The sequence below is a fragment of the Chitinophaga sp. CF118 genome, assembly GCF_900112615.1.
In the GTDB taxonomy this organism is placed as follows: Bacteria; Bacteroidota; Bacteroidia; order Chitinophagales; family Chitinophagaceae; genus Chitinophaga.
Window position 1 is genome coordinate 938,367 of record NZ_FOMK01000003.1, and the last position, 17,244, is coordinate 955,610.

Sequence of the window (17,244 nt, forward strand, 5' to 3'; positions counted from 1 at the left end):
GTTGGGGATATTTACTTACCAAGATAAATTAGAGCGAGAATGCATGGAATTAAATACATAGAAGAATTTGTAAGCGCTCCGGAAGAGCTGTTCCGATTATTGAAAGTAAATGTTGAATGGGACAACAGGATGGCCAACAGGAAAACCGCAAGTTTTGGAGTAGCGTATAATTATTCTCAACTCAGTTATCCTTATACAAGGTTCATTCCCGAACTGGAGGATATTGCTACCAGAATTGAAGAGGAGTTTGGCTTTGAACCCAATAACTGCCTGATCAATTACTACCTTGATGGTAATTCGAAAATGGGATTTCATTCAGACCAGACAGATTTGCTGGTTGAGAATACCGGAATCGCCATATTATCAGTAGGAGAAACCAGAACACTGCGATTCAGAAAAATACAGGAGCAGGATGAGTTGATCGACTTTGAACTACCCTCCGGGTCATTAATATATATGACACAGGAAGTACAACGGGTCTGGCAACACTCTATTCCTCAGTCTGATACCAGTAATGGAAGGATGAGCCTGACGTTCAGACAGATAAAGCATCTCATTTAAAGATATAAGCGAAATTTTATAGCTTTACAGCCAAACCTATTTACCTATGAATACCCGAACAGATATCCAATTCGTAAAGAAGAGATATGCAGGCATATCAGATATTTTATTACAAATCAAAGAGGAGGTTTTGCAAGACCCGGAGCGTAAAAGATACTAAGGGACAGTTAACAGGTATTACAGTATTAATTTGTACTTGGGTACTTTTTTCAGCTAAACTATATTATTCGTTTTCAATAAGTCTTTTATCATGCTAAAATCCACATCAGGTTTCAGGGCCCTTGCCACTGCATTGCTTATCAGTGCGTTTTTTACTTCCGTTTCCATGGCACAGTCAGTTGCCCTGGAATGTGAATATCTCCATAATCCTATTGGTATAGATTCCCGTAATCCCCGGTTATCCTGGAAAATGGAGGACAAACGGGAGGGTAGCCTGCAAAAAGCCTACTGGGTTCATGTGGACACTGATTCCAGCGCAGTAGCAGCAGGAGAGGGGAAAATCTGGAATACCGTATGGGTAAGATCAGACAGCAACCATGTAGTGTTTAATGGTCAGCCACTACAGCCATTTACAAAATATTACTGGAGAGTAGAGTTAATCGACCACGAAGGAAGGAAACTGACAGGTGGACCAATTGCCAGTTTTGAAACCGGTATGATGGACATGAAGAACTGGGTCGGCTCCTGGATCTCAGATAATGAGGACTGCGATATAAAACCTGCTCCTTATTTCAGGAGGACTTTTAACACATCTAAAAGGGTAGTATCTGCGCGGGCATACATTGCTGTTGCCGGTTTATACGAGTTATACATTAACGGGGAAAAAATAGGGAATCACCGCATGGATCCCATGTATACCCGGTTTGACCGCAGAACATTATACCTCACCTACGATGTAACATCTCAGTTGCAATCAGGTAAAAATGCAATCGGTGTATTGCTGGGTAACGGATGGTATAATCACCAGTCCACAGCGGTATGGAATTTCCACAATGCTCCCTGGCGCAATCGTCCTGCTTTTTGCCTGGACCTCAGAATTACCTACGAAGACGGTACCACTGAAATTATTAGCTCAGGCAAAAGCTGGAAAACAGCACAGAGCCCTATTATCTTTAACAGTATTTACACTGCAGAACATTATGATGCCCGCCTCGTAAAAACAGGCTGGAACACACCTGGTTATGACGATAAGGAATGGAAAAATGTGATCTACCGCCAGGCACCTTCTACCAACATTGTAGCGCAGGTGATGCACCCGATAAGGAATGTTGAAGAGATTCCTGCATACACCATGACGAAATTCAATGATACCAACTACATTTTTAACCTGGGAAGAAATATCGCAGGTGTGAGTAAGATTACGGTAAAAGGAGATGCGGGAACTGTAATCCGCCTCAGACATGCAGAGCGTTTATATCCTGATGGACATACTGACATCTCTAATATAGACGTGCATTACCGTCCTACGGATTCTACTGATCTCTTCCAGACAGATGTTTATATTCTGAGTGGGAAGGGCGAAGAAACTTTTATGCCACATTTTAATTACAAGGGCTTCCAGTATGTTGAAATTAATAGTAGCAATCCTATAACTCTCAGAAAGGAAAGCCTGGTAGGTTATTTTATGCATAGTGATGTACCTGCTGTTGGTCATATTTCTTCTTCAAATCCGTTAATAGACAAGATCTGGTCTGCCACCAATAATTCGTATCTCTCTAACCTGTTCGGCTATCCTACGGATTGTCCGCAAAGGGAAAAGAATGGCTGGACAGGCGATGCACAGATTGCGATAGAAACCGGATTGTACAGCTTTGACGGGATCACTATCTATGAAAAATGGCTGGCCGATCACCGCGATGAACAGCAGCCGAATGGCGTATTACCTTCTATTATTCCTACAAATGGCTGGGGTTATGAGTGGGGTAATGGTCCTGACTGGACCAGCACTATTGCAATTATCCCCTGGAATATTTATCTCTTTTACGGAGATAAGAAGTTATTGTCCGACTGCTACGACAATATCAAACGTTACGTAGATCATATTGATCTTATAAGCCCAACAGGACTAACTACCTGGGGATTGGGAGACTGGGTTCCTGTGAAGTCTGTAACGCCCGTTGAACTGACTTCCACCTGTTATTATTATGCAGATGCATTGATCCTGTCCAACGCAGCAAAGATCCTCGGTAATCAGGCCGATTATGAGAAATACCTGGCCCTTTCCGTTAAAATTAAGAACGCATTTAATAATAAATATTTAAATAAAGGAACTGCTATTTATGGAACCGGATTGCAAACGGAATTAAGTGCTCCGCTTTACTGGGGACTAGTTCCAGACGCATTGAAAAGCAATGTAGCAGCCAATCTTGCCAAACGAGTGGAAACTGACCAGTTCCATCTGGATGTTGGTTTATTAGGACAAAAAGCAATCCTGAATGCCCTGAGTGAAAATGGTTATGCTGATATTGCGTATAAAATAGCTTCTCAGAAAACATATCCTTCCTGGGGCTGGTGGATTGAGAGCGGTGCTACTACTTTGTATGAAAACTGGAAGATCGATGCAAAGAGTGATGCTTCCATGAACCATATTATGTTTGGCGAAATTGGTGCGTGGATCTATAAAGGTCTTGGTGGTATTAAACCAGATCCTTCATATCCGGGTTTTAAAAACGTATTACTTGCTCCTAATTTTGTAGCAGGTCTTGATCATTTTGAAGCAACGCATAATGGTCCATATGGTACTATCAGTTCTTCCTGGACAAAAACTGGTAAGAAAGTAGTTTACACTGTGATTATTCCACCAAATTCAACTGCTACGGTTACACTGCCGGTTGTAAAGGGTTTAAAACCGTATCTGAATGGTACTGTAGTGGAAGAGGCAATGACCTTATTGCAGTCAGGTACTTATGAGTTTAACTGGAAATGATTTTAATGCTTTTTATCGGAGGGGCTGGCAACAGGCTCTCCGTTTTTATATCCGAGATAATTTATGGATTTGAATAAGTATAAGAGAAGAATTTTAATATTCAGGCATTTATTTATGCAAGTAAATTTATTATATTGCTAATCTATAGGGGGCGCTTATTTTGGGTGCTTTTAAAAAAGGGAGGGCAAAAAAAAGACCCGGATGCATGCAAGCAGCGGCAAACCGGGAATAACACTTCGAAGATAATAATATCTTTCGAATAATTAAACATTTAATCCAAATTTCTTTCAAAAATTGTTTGTTAATGAAATACGCTGAATTTGAAAGGTTAATCTCATCCCCGAGATTAGTCAGATACAAAGCCGCATGTAATAATAATGCGCGCAGAATTTATAGCCTTTATCGGGCTAATATACGAATCTCAAAAGCCTTCCTGGCTGTTTTAGGTATTTTCGAGGTTGTTCTGAGAAATAAAATTGACTTACATTACCGGGCACAATATTCAGCGATAACCGGTGATCCTGATTGGCTATTGGCGTCGACTCTGCCAGGAGGGTTTTTAGTCCGTAATGATTGCCAAAACTCTGTCAATAAAATAATGGGAGTATATGATGAATTGGGATCTGATTATACACATGATAAATTATTAGCGAAGTTAAGTTTCGGATTTTGGAAACATCTATTCGCCGGTAGACAGTTTCATGCAGGAGGAAGTACCTTGCTGGCTATTTTTCCTAATATTCCCTTCCATCATAATCAGACTTTCATCTATCATAAATTGAGTAAAATAAATTCAATCAGGAATAGGGTAGCTCATCATGAGGCAATCTGTTTTGGTACAGGAAATACGATTGGGACTGCCTATGCCAGATCACATTTTCAGGAAATGATTGATCTGCTAAGCTATATGGACATTAACAGTCAGCAACTCTTTTATGGAGTAGATAATGTGTTAAAGGAAGCCAACTATATTGATACGCTTTCAAATGTAGCAATAGCAGTCTAATCCATACCGTTTTATGGAAATGTTAACATCTCTTTTTCGTAACTTTATAGGCAATCATAAATTGATATGGCTACATTTTCAGAAGTTATAAATAGTGATAAACCGGTATTGGTAGATTTCTTTGCAACCTGGTGCGGACCGTGTAAAACGATGACGCCAATATTGGAGCAGTTAAAGCAAAAAGTAGGAACGGATGCAACGATTATAAAAATAGATGTTGATAAAAATCCTGCAGCTGCATCAGCATACCAGGTACAGGGTGTACCCACTCTGATCCTGTTCAAAAAGGGAAAGATCCTTTGGAGGCAATCCGGGGTTGTTCCTGCTGGTAACCTTGAGCAGCTTATTAAACAAAATATGTAAAACTTATTATGCTTATCCTTAAAAAAGCCGCAGAAATGCGGCTTTTCTTTTTGTTATTAATTTCCGGCGAATATTTGTATGTTTAGCTATTACAACTTATTACAACCAAAATCATGATGAAATTATCTCAGCGTCTGTTATCTATTGATGCATTCCGGGCTATCACCATGCTGACAATGATATTTGTAAATGATGTGAGTGGCGTCAGTAATATCCCTGCGTGGATCGAACACGTAAAGGCCAACGAAGACGGTCTTGGATTCGCAGATACGGTTTTCCCTGCTTTCCTGTTCATTGTAGGGCTTTCCATTCCAATTGCCATTGGCCGACGAATTAGCCGGCAGGAGTCTTTCTGGGGTACAGAGTGGCATATTATTGTGCGATCTGTTGCGCTGATAGTAATGGGGTTTTTCCATGTAAATCTTGAAAGTTATAATAATGAAGCAGCATTGCTACCTCATGCCGTATGGGAAATCCTGATCACGATAGGTTTCTTCCTGATATGGCTGGATTATCCGGAAACAATAAACCGTACGCGTAAATACCTGCTGATGGGTACAGGGGTGTTGTTGTTATTACTAATGGCTATACTCTATAAAGGTGGTAGTACTCCCGAAAATTCTCATTGGATGAGACCTTCATGGTGGGGCATCCTGGGAATTATAGGCTGGGCTTACCTGGTATGTGCTACATTGTTCCTGCTGGTAAAAGGCCGGTTTCCGGCTTTAGTCGCTATCCTTGCGGCATTTTTGTTGATAAACATTACTAATCATGGTGGCTGGTTCACTACAAAGTTGTGGCTGATTGGTGATGGTAGTTCTGTATCGCTGATCATGGCGGGAGCCGTGGTTTCCTCCCTCTACATTAAACTAATGAAGGATGACAAAAGGAATACCCAACTGCTGACTTTTGCCCTGCTGGGAATAGGGGGCATTGCTGCGGGGATCATATTGCGACCATATACAGATGGTATTTCAAAGATCCGTTCTACACCTGCCTGGGTGCTGATCTGTTCCGGAATTAGTATATTAGTGTTTAACGTGACGATATGGCTGGTGGATGTAAAAGGGAAAATGAACTGGTTCAACCGGATCCGGCCTGCAGGAACAAGTACGCTTACCTGTTATCTGATTCCTTATCTGTTGTATTCTATATTCGAGCTGGTACATTTTCATTTCCCCACCTTTCTGAGTGAAGGCTTTGGCGGTATCATCAGGTCTATAGCGGTGGCTTTTGCAGTGATTCTTATTGTAGGATGGATGGAGAAGAAAAAAGTGAGGCTGAAAATCTAGTAATAATATTAACTTCAGCTACATGAGCCAGAAGTCCCCATTACTTATTATTATAGTTACCCTGCTTTTCATTGCTGCTTGCCGGCCTAAAGTGGTGATTAAACGTACCAGCCCTAAAGCCGAATTCCCCGGATTATTCCAGGATGTTCAATCGGCAAATATTTTCGAAGACAGTAAAACATTTGCCGATTGTATTGCGAATGATGATCCTGAAAAGATTCTAAGGTTGTATGAAGAAGAAAAGAATGGTAAAGATTTTAATCTGAAGGCGTTTGTAGGTAAACACTTTACTATACCGCAACCCATAGCAGGCAAATATGTTACAGATACTAATCAGCCCGTGGATGCACATATCAATGCATTATGGGATGTGCTTAAACGTGAGCCTGATCAATATAATGCAGGAAGTTCCCTGATCAATCTGCCATTTTCATATGTAGTGCCGGGGGGCCGTTTCCGTGAGATTTACTATTGGGATAGTTATTTTACTTTCCTGGGATTACAGGAAAGCGGACGTACCGACCTGATTAAGAATATGGTGGATAATTTTTCCTGGCTGGTCTCCACTTATGGTTTTATACCCAATGGTAACCGTACTTATTATTTAACCCGTTCACAGCCTCCTTTTTTTGCATTAATGGTGAAATTGATGCTGGCTGGTCATCCTGATAAAGAAAAGGAGATCTTGTCCACCTATAAAATGGCTTTGGAGATAGAATATAATTTCTGGATGGCAGGAGCTACCCTGGGGAAAACAATGGGACATGTGGTAATCATGCCGGATAGTGCGGTTCTTAACCGTTATTATGATACTGGTAACTGGCCCAGGGAAGAGGCATGGACAGAAGATGTTGCAACTGCGGCAAGATCTGGCAGGAAGCCGGTAGAGGATGTTTACCGGGAATTGCGCACCGGGGCAGAATCCGGCTGGGATTATAGCAGCCGGTGGCTGGCCGATGGTAAGACATTGGAAACTATCCACATCACAGATATTGTGCCTGTAGATCTCAACTGTCTGCTGTACTACCTGGAAAGCCTGTTGGCTTCTACTTACAAAATACAGGGAGATACTGTGAGAGCTGATAATATGAAGCTGGCTGCTACGAAAAGGATAGAGGCAATCCAGCGCTATTGCTGGGATAAGCAGGAAGGATGGTTCCGGGATTATGACTTTAAAAAAGGAATGCAGACGGCAAGTGTAAGTCTTGCAGGGATGTACCCTTTCTTCTTTGAAATAGCACGGAAGGGACAGGCAGATAGTATGGTAACAGTACTGCGCCGCGATTTCCTGAAACCCGGAGGGTTAGTGACTACACCGGTACAAACAGGGCAGCAGTGGGATGCTCCAAACGGATGGGCTCCATTGCAGTATATGTCTGTAACCGGATTACTAAAATATCATAAAGATTCACTCGCTCATGATATCGCTACCCGCTGGACACACGAAAACATCAAGATCTTCAGGCAGACGGGTAAACTGCTGGAAAAATATAATGTGGTAGATACCTCACTGGCCGGAGGCGGAGGAGAGTATCCTAACCAGGATGGTTTCGGGTGGACTAACGGTGTATTATTAAAGTTCCTTTTGTTATCTAAAAAGTAAGGTAAACAGTTTTAAGGCGTTACTGACATTCTTTGCTGAACAATAGCTGCTGTTCTCACAGTCGCATCGCCATTCCCCTGATAAACAGGATCCGGCTCGAATTTAACCAGTTCAACAGATTTTATCTGTGAAGGAATGTTCGCGCCAAACCAATGCTCATCTGCCTTTTGATTCCATGTAACCATTGCAAGTTCGGCGTGCACAGGATAGGTAGTTCCCTTCGGATTACGGGCATACCGGAAAGCAATATCATTACCATAAAGGGTAGACATGGTTTTGTTCTTTTTATCGACTTGTGTGGTAATGACGTTCCATTTGAGGTAATCCTCTTTTAAAGAGAGCGGAGTAGTGAATACAAAATCATTATCTTTTAGTGGCTTGTGGCAGTTCACACATTCTGTAGCAAACAACACTGTTTTTCCATAAGGTTTTAAATCGAGGCCTTTCCATCTTGCCCATCCCCAGCCTGCGGTAGACTTATATTTCTGGGCGTCTTTAATCATAAACTCTACCTGTTTGAATTCGCCCGTATGTACTTGTCCGTCGGCATCAATCAGTTGTTCCCAGGCCACTTTGGCAAACACAGTCCCGTTGGGCCATGGATTGGTATGCTGCTGTTCTATTGCGCGAACGGCAATGTCATTACCAAAGATCACCCGAAGGGTATTATTATCAAACCTGTCTGTAGTGCTGATCGCCTTCCATGCAGCATAGTCATTTATATAGCCGATCCCGTTTAACACTGGTTTTACATCAGGAGAAGAGGCTGCCCTGGTGATCCACGCATTATACTGTTTCTCCACTGCAGTGAACCGCGAAGTATCTGATATTTTGACTGGTGTAAGACTGGTTACATAATTTTTCAGGGTAGTGATATCATTTTCAGTGATCTTTGCAGTAGGATGTAACAAGCTGTAATCACTTCTTGGCATTTCCTTAAAGAGGATCTGGTTCAGGGAAAGATAGAGGTTGCCTTTCTGGTCGGCAGGTGCGAGGCTATCCCAGGTTGAAAAGTTGAGAGCCTGCCTGCCTTTTTTAACATGGCCGGCTACCAGCCAGTAAGCAGGAGCTATTTTATCAAACCATTTAAGGTTGGTTTCGTTGGAGTGACAGTCATAGCATGATCTTTTCAGGATATTTTTTACCTCTGCCGGAGCGGCAATATCGCCGGTAACCGGTGGATTTTTTATTTCAGGCCGGATGAATTGCATGCCGGTAAAGCAGATCACTAAGAATAATAAACTAACAATCCATTTACGCTTTGACATGATATAATGTATTGGTAAAACATAAAAGTAACGCAAAACGATACATCCATAAATGGCAAATAGTTTGAACGTGGTAAAGCGGGTAAGTGTGGTAATACGACAGCAAAATTTAAATATTAATAGGTATGAAATTGAGCAATCAGGATGTTACCCGGCTGACGGAGATCAGAATTTATTTCAGGGAGCCTCCTTATTCCTTTAAACTCTCCGGCTATGCATTGTTGCAGGTAGAAGAAAGTATTACGATCCTGAAAAAGTATCCTTCAGCACCGGCGGATCTCCTGGATAAAATGGAAGTATTCAGGGCATTGTTCCAGTCAACAGAAAACAATATTGCAGCAACGATGGAGCATATGAAGGAATTCGCCATACTGCTGAACGAGATCAATCGTTAGGATATGGGCACATTTAAAATATGATGGGTTGGCTTATACGGGCAAATAACTATTTTTGCGCCGAATTATTTATCTTATGATACTCGATACACTACAGAATGCCCATTTGTACTATGGCCTGGGCCCCCGTTTTATTAAAGCTTTTGAATACCTGACACAAACTGACTTTGAACAAGTGGCAAAGGGCAAATATGAAATTGATGGTACTAATATCTTTGCCATTGTAAATGAATATGAAACTGTTGATCCCGCAGATGAACAGATGGAATCCCATAAGAAGTATATTGATGTACAATATATTGTGAAAGGAGCGGAACTGGTAGGGCATGATTTTCTCCAGGAGAAACTACCTTCCAAAGCTTATGACGAACTGACGGATTTTATGCTGTTTGCAGAAACTCCTGCATTCTTTTCCCGGTTGGATCAGGGCAACTTTGCTATTTTCTTCCCCTCAGATCTGCATATGCCTAATATTCGTATAAATGCACCTGCACAAGTTAAAAAGGTAGTGATTAAGATAAGTTCAGGTATATAGCATTATTTTTTATATGGATAGCAGCCTGATGGTAATTATTTACGCAGGTCTCTGCAATGATCTTCCAGGATCCCGGTTATCAATGTGGGGGGAGTACCCCATATTTTAATGGATGTGTCCAGTAAAACAGGATATTGAGAACTATATCCGCCGATCTCGCCGGTTGTAATTCCTATTACCACCGTATTTATTTTGGAGTGCCTGATTACATAAGAACACATAATGCAGGGTTCATGCGTTGTATACAAGGTACAATCTGAAAGATCCTGGCTTTTCAAAGCATGCGTAGCATGCCTGATGGCTTCTATTTCGGCATGGAAGGTAATATCCATGTTTGTCTTTCCTCCTTCAATACCTTCCCCGATAACATGACCGTCTTTTACAATAACTGACCCTACAGGGCTATCTCCCCGGTGACCTGCCAGGATACCCAGTGCCACGCACCTGTGCATATAAAATTCGTGATCCCTGTTCATCGTTCTTATTTGTATAAAGGTAAGTTAATGTATGACTTTTTCAACTCATATCTATTGTTGTTTGTTATCAATTAGACTTACCTTGGGGATGACTATCTTTGCCTTATGAAATTCTGGTCATTGGATTGACTGGTCGTTTTAGTGTTAACTAATGAATTCAGGTATGTTTATTCCGATAAGAACAATAATAACGGGTACCGGTAGTTTTATTCCGGCCAATAAAAAGAGTAACAATGAATTTGCCATACATGATTTTTATGACGATCATCAGGAACGTATTCCAAATGCCGCTTTAGATATTATAAAAAAGTTTGAACAGATAACAGGGATTTACGAAAGGAGGTATGCGAATACTGAAATGAATGCTTCAGATATGGCGGCTATTGCTGCCGCTGTTGCGATTGAGGATGCAGGTATTGATCCTGAAACAATTGATCAGATCATTGTTGCGCATAATTTTGGGAACGTAAGCAAGCATACGATTCAATCAGATGCTGTGCCTTCCCTTGCTTCCCGTGTGAAGCTGGCCCTTGAAATAAAAAATCCTTCCTGCATCCCTTACGATGTGTTATTCGGTTGCCCGGGGTGGATCCAGGGATTAATCCAGGCAGATGCTTTCTTTAAATCCGATCAGGCTAAAAGATGCCTTGTAATTGGTACAGAAACATTAAGCCGTGTGATTGACAATTATGACAGGGATAGCATGATATTCAGTGATGGTGCCGGTGCTGTAATAGTAGAAGGACAGGAAGCTATTCCGGACGGACCAGGTATTTTGGGCGCTGTTGCACAGTCCTTTGTCCAGGAAGAATTGAATTACATCTTTATGGGGAAATCTTATTTCCCTGATGCAGACCCACGTATCCGTTATATTAAGATGCAGGGCCGCAAAGTATATGAATTTTCCCTGAAGCATGTTCCTGAAGCGATGAAGGCATGTTTAACAAAGAGTGAAGTAGACATCCGTGAAGTAAAGAAAATCTTTATCCATCAGGCAAATGAAAAGATGGATATTGCCATTATAAAGGCGTTCTATATGTTGTACGGTATTAAAGATATTCCGGTGAATATAATGCCGATGAATATCCGTGAATTGGGCAACAGCTCCGTTGCAACAGTGCCAACATTGTTTGATATGGTGAGAAAGGGAACCATACCAGATCATCAACTTAAACAGGGAGATGTTGTTCTCTTTGCATCAGTGGGTGCCGGTATGAATATCAATGCTATCTGTTACCGGCTCTAAATCGTTTACTCCAGGAAATTACCCATGATCCGGTTGCTGCAGCCATCTTTGCAAAATATTTGCCATCAATGCTTTGTACAACAATTTCAGGGGTCGGGCAAACACTATGCTGTTTTTCTATAGCTTTGAGGTTATTTTTGATGTGATCCTGGTTAATCAGTTTTTATGGAGTTAATGTATGAATCTACTTATCAGGCTGCCAATAAGGTAGCCGGCACAATAGAAGAACATTTTCTGAAACATCTGGCAGCGGCAAAGGCAGAAGGTGAAGAAGACCTGGCAACAGTGCCTAATGCAGTTATCGTAGAGAATATGATTGATGTGGCATTTTGGGCAAGCCTGGGGAGAGAAGAAGGAAATACAACGAAGATCTCTCTTGCATTTCTGCAACCCTGTCAGGCAGGAAAGCCATTATTGTTTGAGCAGCGGTTGCCACTCAATGTGAAAGTGCTTACTAAACTGGCACCTGGTGTAGAGCGGGCAGGTGTGCATGTAGGTGTATGGCATGATGGCAATGAATTGTATATCTGGGGAACTACTATCAAACTTCCTAACTTCTGCTTTGTACTGGATGTGTCTGAACCGGGGTTGCTGGTAGTAAAACACCGGCGGTTAGTAGGATTGGGTAAATTCACGAATGTGGCAGTGCTGAAAGGTGACCAGGTGAAGGTGGTAGATGAAAGCAGGGGATTGTTACCGGATAGCCCTGCCATTCTTACTTCTTTACTCGGTCTTAATTCTTCGCCTTTGTGGAATGATTCTGTAAATGTATTGATCCAGATAGCGGTATCAATGCGGGCACATAAGCGGGGAGGTATTTTGCTGGTTACACCTTCAAATAATGATCACTGGCGGGACTCTATTATTCATCCACTTCAGTATCCGGTGTTCCCCGCATTTTCCGGGGTAGCAGATCTGATCCGGCAGGATGGCAGCAAGGTGACTGAAATTTACTGGCAGAGTGCTTTAAAGCGAGAGGTGGAGAATATTACAGGACTTACGGCTGTTGATGGTGCTACGCTGATCAATGATCAGCTTGAGCTGATGGCATTTGGTGCCAAAATTACCCGTTCGGGAAAATCAACACCGGTAGATCAGATGCTGATGATGGAACCTGTTATAGGGGGGATTCCTGTATTAGTACACCCTTCAAGTATAGGAGGAACGCGGCACTTTTCAGCAGCACAGTTTGTTCATGATCAGAATGGTTCCCTGGCATTGGTAGCCTCGCAGGATGGATATTTTACCATCTTTTCCTGGTCGGAACAGGCGAAAATGGTTCAGGCACATCGTATTGATATATTATTATTGTAATTAAAAAGTAAAGAGGATCGCGTAAGTGATCCTCTTTACTTTTTAATTATGCTGCTTCCTGAGGCGCATCAGCCATAGCCGATATTTTGTTTTTTACAAAAAGAAGGCGGTCGTAAAATACTTCAAACAGCGCTACTCCCTTTCTTAATTTGATAATAGCCATGTGGCTGAACACAAAAGCTGGAAGATCGATAATGTTACTTCCTTTAGATAACTCAATTGATTGTGGCAATTCGGCAGTTTTAAAAAAATCCTCCATCTCCTGGATGTCTTTATCGGCATATTTCATATTAAAAGGCTTATAGCAAATATCTGTCCATTTTTTTTGTTATATTGTTAAGTGAAGATCATTCGTTAACCACTGATCATTTAAAAACCCAACACTGGCCACAGATTCCGCAACTATATTCATTCATCTCACAAAACCCACTTTATGAAAACAATATTTGTATTGATGGTTCCCTTTTTATTTGCCTGTCAGAAAACGGCGACTGTTAAACCGCTTACTTTACAGGAGCAACAGGTAGCTGCCGTTGCTGCAGATACCTGGGAAACGGTGTTAGACAATACAGCATTTGCCAGCTACACCGCATTTGAAGCTGCTTTTAATTACCTCTATCCATGGGGATCTGATCATAACGGTACTGCACGTATGTATGGCAGCAGTACAGATCATAACCACATTTATCTCAGCAATAACGTATTAACTATCAAAGCTGCAAAGATTAGCTGGAATGAGGGAAATAGCAGTGCAGATCCTTATCTGCCCATTCATTATCATTCCGGTGCAGTGAATACAAAAGAACATATCCTGGTAAATGACCAGTTTCCAAACTGGGAAGTAAAAGGTGATTTCCAGGTACCTACTGTAAAGGGTTCATGGCCTGCATTCTGGCTAACCGGAGTAAACAGCTGGCCACCGGAAAGTGATATAATGGAATTTAAAGGAAGTGCTACCAACTGGCAGAATACTTTCAGAACATCCTCCGATGTTTCCAGTACGTTAACAACAGTATCCTCTCCGGGCAGCTGGCATACTTACCGGGTGTGGATCTCTAAAGTGAGCGCTACCAATGTAGATATTCATTATTATATTGATGGGGTATGGAAGGCCGTGCATAATGCCAATTTTGTAGGCAAGCCGTTGTATGTAATCATTAATATGCAGATGGAAGGCTCCAGTGGCAGTCCCGGTCCTACGGCAGATACTTATCTGAATGTCCGTAATATCTACATCGGAAGAACAAGAACCAATTAGTTGTTAAGGAATCTGTGGTTTTTACGCTTTAATAGAATTGTACAATCCATCCCAAAGGGTTTTTATTTCGGCTTTCATTTTGTTGCTTGTCTCTTCCATGATCATACTGATACCTACACCATCACCGGAATAAATAAACAATTTGGCAAGTTGTGCATCCGTCATGGCTGATTTTATTTCACCAGCTTCACGGGCATGCTTTATCCGGTATGTCCATACCTTTATTTCTTCTTTCTGGTGAGCAAAAAGCTTTTCCTTGAAATCCGGCAGGATTTTCATAGCATCAAAAATGAGATAATAATAATTGACATTAAATGGATCATCCTTATTCTCGTGGATGAGTTTCCCCCGCTTCTTTCTCTTTTCTTCCATATCAGATATCAGATCTGTATAAAATTGTTTCAATGAATGTAACGGAATTGCATTAAGGTCAGTCATCATCATATTTATGAAGAAATGTTCAACTACCTCTTCAAACACCTGTTCTTTACTGTTGAAATAGTGGTAGATCGCACCCTTGGACATACCTGCCCCTTCTACGATATCCTTCATCGTTACATCTTTGAAGCTTTTCTGCAGGAAGAGTTTAAGTGATGTAATCAATATATGTTCTTTTGACTCCTTCATAATACCGACCATTTGGTACATGAAATTAATAATATTATTTTAATATCTTTATGTCTACAGTGCCGATAGACTAATGGGCCTGGAAAAGAAATCAGTACAATACTGGATTATGTAGAGAGCCAGCAAACAAAATAGTGCATGAAAATAATATTAAGTATCCTTTTCAGCTTTATCCTGCTTAGCTCATTTGCTCAACGGAAGAAACTCCTTTTTAAAGATCATTTCGGCGATAGTACAAAATGGATCATTGAAATGGTTCCTGGTCCTCATTCATCTGTATATACGGATCATGGCAAACTGGTGATGGATACAAAGGGGGGCGTGACAGTCTGGTTAAATCTGCGTTTACGTGGAAATATAAAGATTGAATATAAAAGAAAAGTGCTGGTAGATGGTAAAGAAAACGACAGGCTTTCAGATCTTAATCAGTTCTGGATGGCAGAAGATCCGCGCAACCAAAATCTGTTCACGCGTACCGGTGTGCTGGAGCAATATGATTCACTGCAATTGTATTATGTAGGGATGGGAGGTAATACCAACAGTACTACCCGCTTTCGCAAGTACGAAGGCAATGGCACCAGAACACTATTACAGGAGTATAAGGATGCAGACCACTTATTACAAAAAGGAAAGGAATACAAGATTACAATAATAGTAAAAGATGGAGTTAGTAGTTATTGGGTAGATGATGTACTTTACTTTAAATATGCAGATCCTGTACCCTTAAAATCAGGATATTTCGGATTCCGTTCCACCTGGTCTCGACAGGAGATTAACCATTTAAGAATTTATCAATTATTTTAACGTTATGTACAAACTGTTTTTAACTTTTATCACATCTGTTTTATTGCTTGGTAACCAGCAAAGTAAGCCCACGTTATTCCTGATTGGTGATTCCACTGTTAAGAATGGTAAAGATAAAGGAGATAATGATCAATGGGGCTGGGGCCATTTTATAGGAGATTACTTTGATACTGCAAAGATCACCGTCAGCAATCGTGCCCTGGGAGGTACCAGTAGTCGCTCTTACCAGACCAAAGGTTTATGGGACAGTATTCTTACCAGGTTAAAACCAGGCGATTATGTAATTATGCAATTCGGTCATAATGATGGCGGCCCACTGGATGATACAGCCCGTGCCCGTGGAACTATTAAAGGCACCGGACCGGAAAGCAGGGAGATATTTAATCCTATTACTAAACAACAGGAAGTAGTACATACCTATGGATGGTATCTCGCCAAAGTAATCAGTGAAACAAAAGCAAAGGGTGCTATTCCTGTAGTTTGCTCTCCAATACCCCGTAATGTATGGAAAGATGGAAAGGTGGCACGTGCAACAACAGATTATGGATTATGGGCCAAAACGACTGCAGAAAAAGAAGGTGCTTTATTTATTGAGTTAAACGGGTTGATCGCAGATATTTATGATAAAGAAGGAGAGGCAAAAGTTGCCAGCACTTACTTTGGGACTAAAGATCATACACATACAGTGGAAGCTGGTGCAAAGTTAAATGCCGCAGAAGTAATAGCCGGTATTCAATCTTTGAAAGGACTATCACTAAATAAGTATTTGAAATAATCAGCTATATAGCTGCACCTTGTCTATCATCTCCACAATATTGGACACCTGCAGCTTTTCACAGATTCTTTTTTTATAGGTGCTTACAGTAGAAATCTGTAAGCTGAGTTGCTGTGCAATTTCTGCTACGCTGGTGCCTTTGATCAGCAATTGCATGATATTACTTTCCCGGTTGGAAAGACGGTCTAACGGGTTAGAGGTAATTGATTTTTTATTGCTGATGTTATTCAGCAACGTTTGTTTTAACAGGGGGCTGAGATATTTCTCATTCCTCAGCAGGCTTTTTACGGCATTCTTTATCTCCTCTATTCCCATTTTTTTGGAAAGGAAACCATCGGCACCTGCTTCCAGGTAACGCCATCCGTAAATCTGTTCATCGTAGCTGGAAAATATAAGGATCTTGATATCAGGATGTCTGAGCCTTATAACATCCAGCATCTGGTGATTATTCCCCCCTGGCATGTCAATATCAAGGATTACCAGATCGAATGGCTTTGACGATAGCATTTTTAGCGTATCGTCGAAATTTCCGGCTTCGCTGACTTGTACATTTTCAATCGTTTTTTGTAGAATGAGCGTTGTTCCGTAGCGAACTACTTCCTGATCATCTACAACCAAAATGTTATGCATAACGAGGTTATTGTGTAAAAATACGTTACAACATCAGATTTTCAAGTACATATACCTAAGAAAATAAAAAAGAAGTGTACGAACATGTTACGACATCTATTATTTGTAGTAATAGTACTACAATGTATTGAAAAAAATTATAATAAAACATCTTTTTATATTATG

General features: G+C 41.1%; 18 protein-coding genes. 13 read left to right on the top strand and 5 right to left on the bottom strand.

Features of this window, described 5'->3' with window-relative positions:
* Window positions 1-39 precede the first annotated feature (39 nt).
* From BM176_RS16055 to treF, 6 genes are all read left to right on the top strand, one after another.
* Window positions 40-561 carry an alpha-ketoglutarate-dependent dioxygenase AlkB gene (locus BM176_RS16055; RefSeq protein ID WP_090104754.1) on the top strand — a complete coding sequence of 174 codons (522 nt, stop codon included), beginning with the start codon at window positions 40-42 and terminating at the stop codon, window positions 559-561.
* Between the two features lie 250 nt (window positions 562-811).
* On the top strand, window positions 812-3,487 hold the full coding sequence (locus BM176_RS16060; RefSeq protein WP_090104756.1) for a glycoside hydrolase family 78 protein: 2,676 nt from the start codon (window positions 812-814) through the stop codon (window positions 3,485-3,487).
* A 598-nt stretch (window positions 3,488-4,085) separates the two neighbouring features.
* Window positions 4,086-4,493 carry a hypothetical protein gene (locus tag BM176_RS32765; RefSeq protein WP_218162218.1) on the top strand — a complete coding sequence of 136 codons (408 nt, stop codon included), beginning with the start codon at window positions 4,086-4,088 and terminating at the stop codon, window positions 4,491-4,493.
* A gap of 66 nt (window positions 4,494-4,559) precedes the next feature.
* Window positions 4,560-4,856, top strand: a complete 297-nt coding sequence (gene trxA / locus BM176_RS16070; RefSeq protein ID WP_090104760.1) for a thioredoxin — start codon at window positions 4,560-4,562, stop codon at window positions 4,854-4,856.
* A 113-nt stretch (window positions 4,857-4,969) separates the two neighbouring features.
* Entirely contained in the window at window positions 4,970-6,148 is a 1,179-nt protein-coding gene (locus BM176_RS16075) for a DUF5009 domain-containing protein (protein WP_090104763.1), read from the top strand.
* A 22-nt stretch (window positions 6,149-6,170) separates the two neighbouring features.
* On the top strand, window positions 6,171-7,751 hold the full coding sequence (treF, locus tag BM176_RS16080; protein WP_090104765.1) for an alpha,alpha-trehalase TreF: 1,581 nt from the start codon (window positions 6,171-6,173) through the stop codon (window positions 7,749-7,751).
* Between the two features lie 11 nt (window positions 7,752-7,762).
* Here the strand turns inward: treF and BM176_RS16085 are convergent, their stop codons facing one another.
* Window positions 7,763-9,019, bottom strand: coding sequence for a cytochrome P460 family protein (locus BM176_RS16085; protein ID WP_090104767.1), 1,257 nt, complete (start codon window positions 9,017-9,019; stop codon window positions 7,763-7,765).
* A gap of 125 nt (window positions 9,020-9,144) precedes the next feature.
* On the opposite strand from BM176_RS16085, the gene BM176_RS16090 reads away from it, so the two are divergent.
* Together BM176_RS16090 and BM176_RS16095 are read left to right on the top strand one after the other, a co-directional pair.
* Window positions 9,145-9,414, top strand: a complete 270-nt coding sequence (locus tag BM176_RS16090; protein ID WP_090104769.1) for a hypothetical protein — start codon at window positions 9,145-9,147, stop codon at window positions 9,412-9,414.
* A gap of 76 nt (window positions 9,415-9,490) precedes the next feature.
* On the top strand, window positions 9,491-9,949 hold the full coding sequence (locus BM176_RS16095) for a NanQ anomerase/TabA/YiaL family protein (RefSeq protein WP_090104771.1): 459 nt from the start codon (window positions 9,491-9,493) through the stop codon (window positions 9,947-9,949).
* A 35-nt stretch (window positions 9,950-9,984) separates the two neighbouring features.
* Here BM176_RS16095 and BM176_RS16100 read toward each other — a convergent pair whose 3' ends face one another.
* Complete coding sequence (locus BM176_RS16100; protein WP_090104772.1) at window positions 9,985-10,425, bottom strand: nucleoside deaminase; 441 nt, start codon at window positions 10,423-10,425, stop codon at window positions 9,985-9,987.
* Window positions 10,426-10,588: 163 nt separating this feature from the next.
* On the opposite strand from BM176_RS16100, the gene BM176_RS16105 reads away from it, so the two are divergent.
* Entirely contained in the window at window positions 10,589-11,671 is a 1,083-nt protein-coding gene (locus BM176_RS16105; protein WP_090104963.1) for a 3-oxoacyl-ACP synthase III family protein, read from the top strand.
* 165 nt (window positions 11,672-11,836) lie between these two features.
* Complete coding sequence (locus BM176_RS16110) at window positions 11,837-12,985, top strand: putative sensor domain DACNV-containing protein (protein WP_090104774.1); 1,149 nt, start codon at window positions 11,837-11,839, stop codon at window positions 12,983-12,985.
* Window positions 12,986-13,031: 46 nt separating this feature from the next.
* Here BM176_RS16110 and BM176_RS16115 read toward each other — a convergent pair whose 3' ends face one another.
* Window positions 13,032-13,274, bottom strand: a complete 243-nt coding sequence (locus tag BM176_RS16115) for a DUF6965 family protein (RefSeq protein WP_090104776.1) — start codon at window positions 13,272-13,274, stop codon at window positions 13,032-13,034.
* Between the two features lie 144 nt (window positions 13,275-13,418).
* Between BM176_RS16115 and BM176_RS16120 the strand changes: the two genes are divergently transcribed.
* Complete coding sequence (locus BM176_RS16120; RefSeq protein WP_090104779.1) at window positions 13,419-14,243, top strand: LamG domain-containing protein; 825 nt, start codon at window positions 13,419-13,421, stop codon at window positions 14,241-14,243.
* Between the two features lie 21 nt (window positions 14,244-14,264).
* Here BM176_RS16120 and BM176_RS16125 read toward each other — a convergent pair whose 3' ends face one another.
* A complete protein-coding gene (locus BM176_RS16125) occupies window positions 14,265-14,870 on the bottom strand; it encodes a TetR/AcrR family transcriptional regulator (RefSeq protein WP_177230426.1) in 606 nt (201 codons plus the stop codon).
* 138 nt (window positions 14,871-15,008) lie between these two features.
* Between BM176_RS16125 and BM176_RS16130 the strand changes: the two genes are divergently transcribed.
* The gene (locus BM176_RS16130; protein ID WP_090104783.1) at window positions 15,009-15,674 is read left to right on the top strand and encodes a DUF6250 domain-containing protein; all 666 of its coding nucleotides are present in this window, start codon (window positions 15,009-15,011) and stop codon (window positions 15,672-15,674) included.
* A gap of 4 nt (window positions 15,675-15,678) precedes the next feature.
* Entirely contained in the window at window positions 15,679-16,449 is a 771-nt protein-coding gene (locus BM176_RS16135; protein ID WP_090104785.1) for a rhamnogalacturonan acetylesterase, read from the top strand.
* Here BM176_RS16135 and BM176_RS16140 read toward each other — a convergent pair whose 3' ends face one another.
* A complete protein-coding gene (locus BM176_RS16140) occupies window positions 16,450-17,079 on the bottom strand; it encodes a response regulator (protein WP_090104787.1) in 630 nt (209 codons plus the stop codon). It lies immediately after the preceding gene.
* Between the last annotated feature and the right edge of the window lie 165 nt (window positions 17,080-17,244).

Coding starts and splice junctions, on each gene's coding strand:
- BM176_RS16055 (WP_090104754.1), top strand. CDS start 40: ATGCATGGAATTAAATACATAGAAGAATTTGTAAGCGCTCCGGAAGAG.
- BM176_RS16060 (WP_090104756.1), top strand. CDS start 812: ATGCTAAAATCCACATCAGGTTTCAGGGCCCTTGCCACTGCATTGCTT.
- BM176_RS32765 (WP_218162218.1), top strand. CDS start 4,086: ATGGGAGTATATGATGAATTGGGATCTGATTATACACATGATAAATTA.
- trxA (WP_090104760.1), top strand. CDS start 4,560: ATGGCTACATTTTCAGAAGTTATAAATAGTGATAAACCGGTATTGGTA.
- BM176_RS16075 (WP_090104763.1), top strand. CDS start 4,970: ATGATGAAATTATCTCAGCGTCTGTTATCTATTGATGCATTCCGGGCT.
- treF (WP_090104765.1), top strand. CDS start 6,171: ATGAGCCAGAAGTCCCCATTACTTATTATTATAGTTACCCTGCTTTTC.
- BM176_RS16085 (WP_090104767.1), bottom strand. CDS start 9,019: ATGTCAAAGCGTAAATGGATTGTTAGTTTATTATTCTTAGTGATCTGC.
- BM176_RS16090 (WP_090104769.1), top strand. CDS start 9,145: ATGAAATTGAGCAATCAGGATGTTACCCGGCTGACGGAGATCAGAATT.
- BM176_RS16095 (WP_090104771.1), top strand. CDS start 9,491: ATGATACTCGATACACTACAGAATGCCCATTTGTACTATGGCCTGGGC.
- BM176_RS16100 (WP_090104772.1), bottom strand. CDS start 10,425: ATGAACAGGGATCACGAATTTTATATGCACAGGTGCGTGGCACTGGGT.
- BM176_RS16105 (WP_090104963.1), top strand. CDS start 10,589: ATGTTTATTCCGATAAGAACAATAATAACGGGTACCGGTAGTTTTATT.
- BM176_RS16110 (WP_090104774.1), top strand. CDS start 11,837: ATGGAGTTAATGTATGAATCTACTTATCAGGCTGCCAATAAGGTAGCC.
- BM176_RS16115 (WP_090104776.1), bottom strand. CDS start 13,274: ATGAAATATGCCGATAAAGACATCCAGGAGATGGAGGATTTTTTTAAA.
- BM176_RS16120 (WP_090104779.1), top strand. CDS start 13,419: ATGAAAACAATATTTGTATTGATGGTTCCCTTTTTATTTGCCTGTCAG.
- BM176_RS16125 (WP_177230426.1), bottom strand. CDS start 14,870: ATGAAGGAGTCAAAAGAACATATATTGATTACATCACTTAAACTCTTC.
- BM176_RS16130 (WP_090104783.1), top strand. CDS start 15,009: ATGAAAATAATATTAAGTATCCTTTTCAGCTTTATCCTGCTTAGCTCA.
- BM176_RS16135 (WP_090104785.1), top strand. CDS start 15,679: ATGTACAAACTGTTTTTAACTTTTATCACATCTGTTTTATTGCTTGGT.
- BM176_RS16140 (WP_090104787.1), bottom strand. CDS start 17,079: ATGCATAACATTTTGGTTGTAGATGATCAGGAAGTAGTTCGCTACGGA.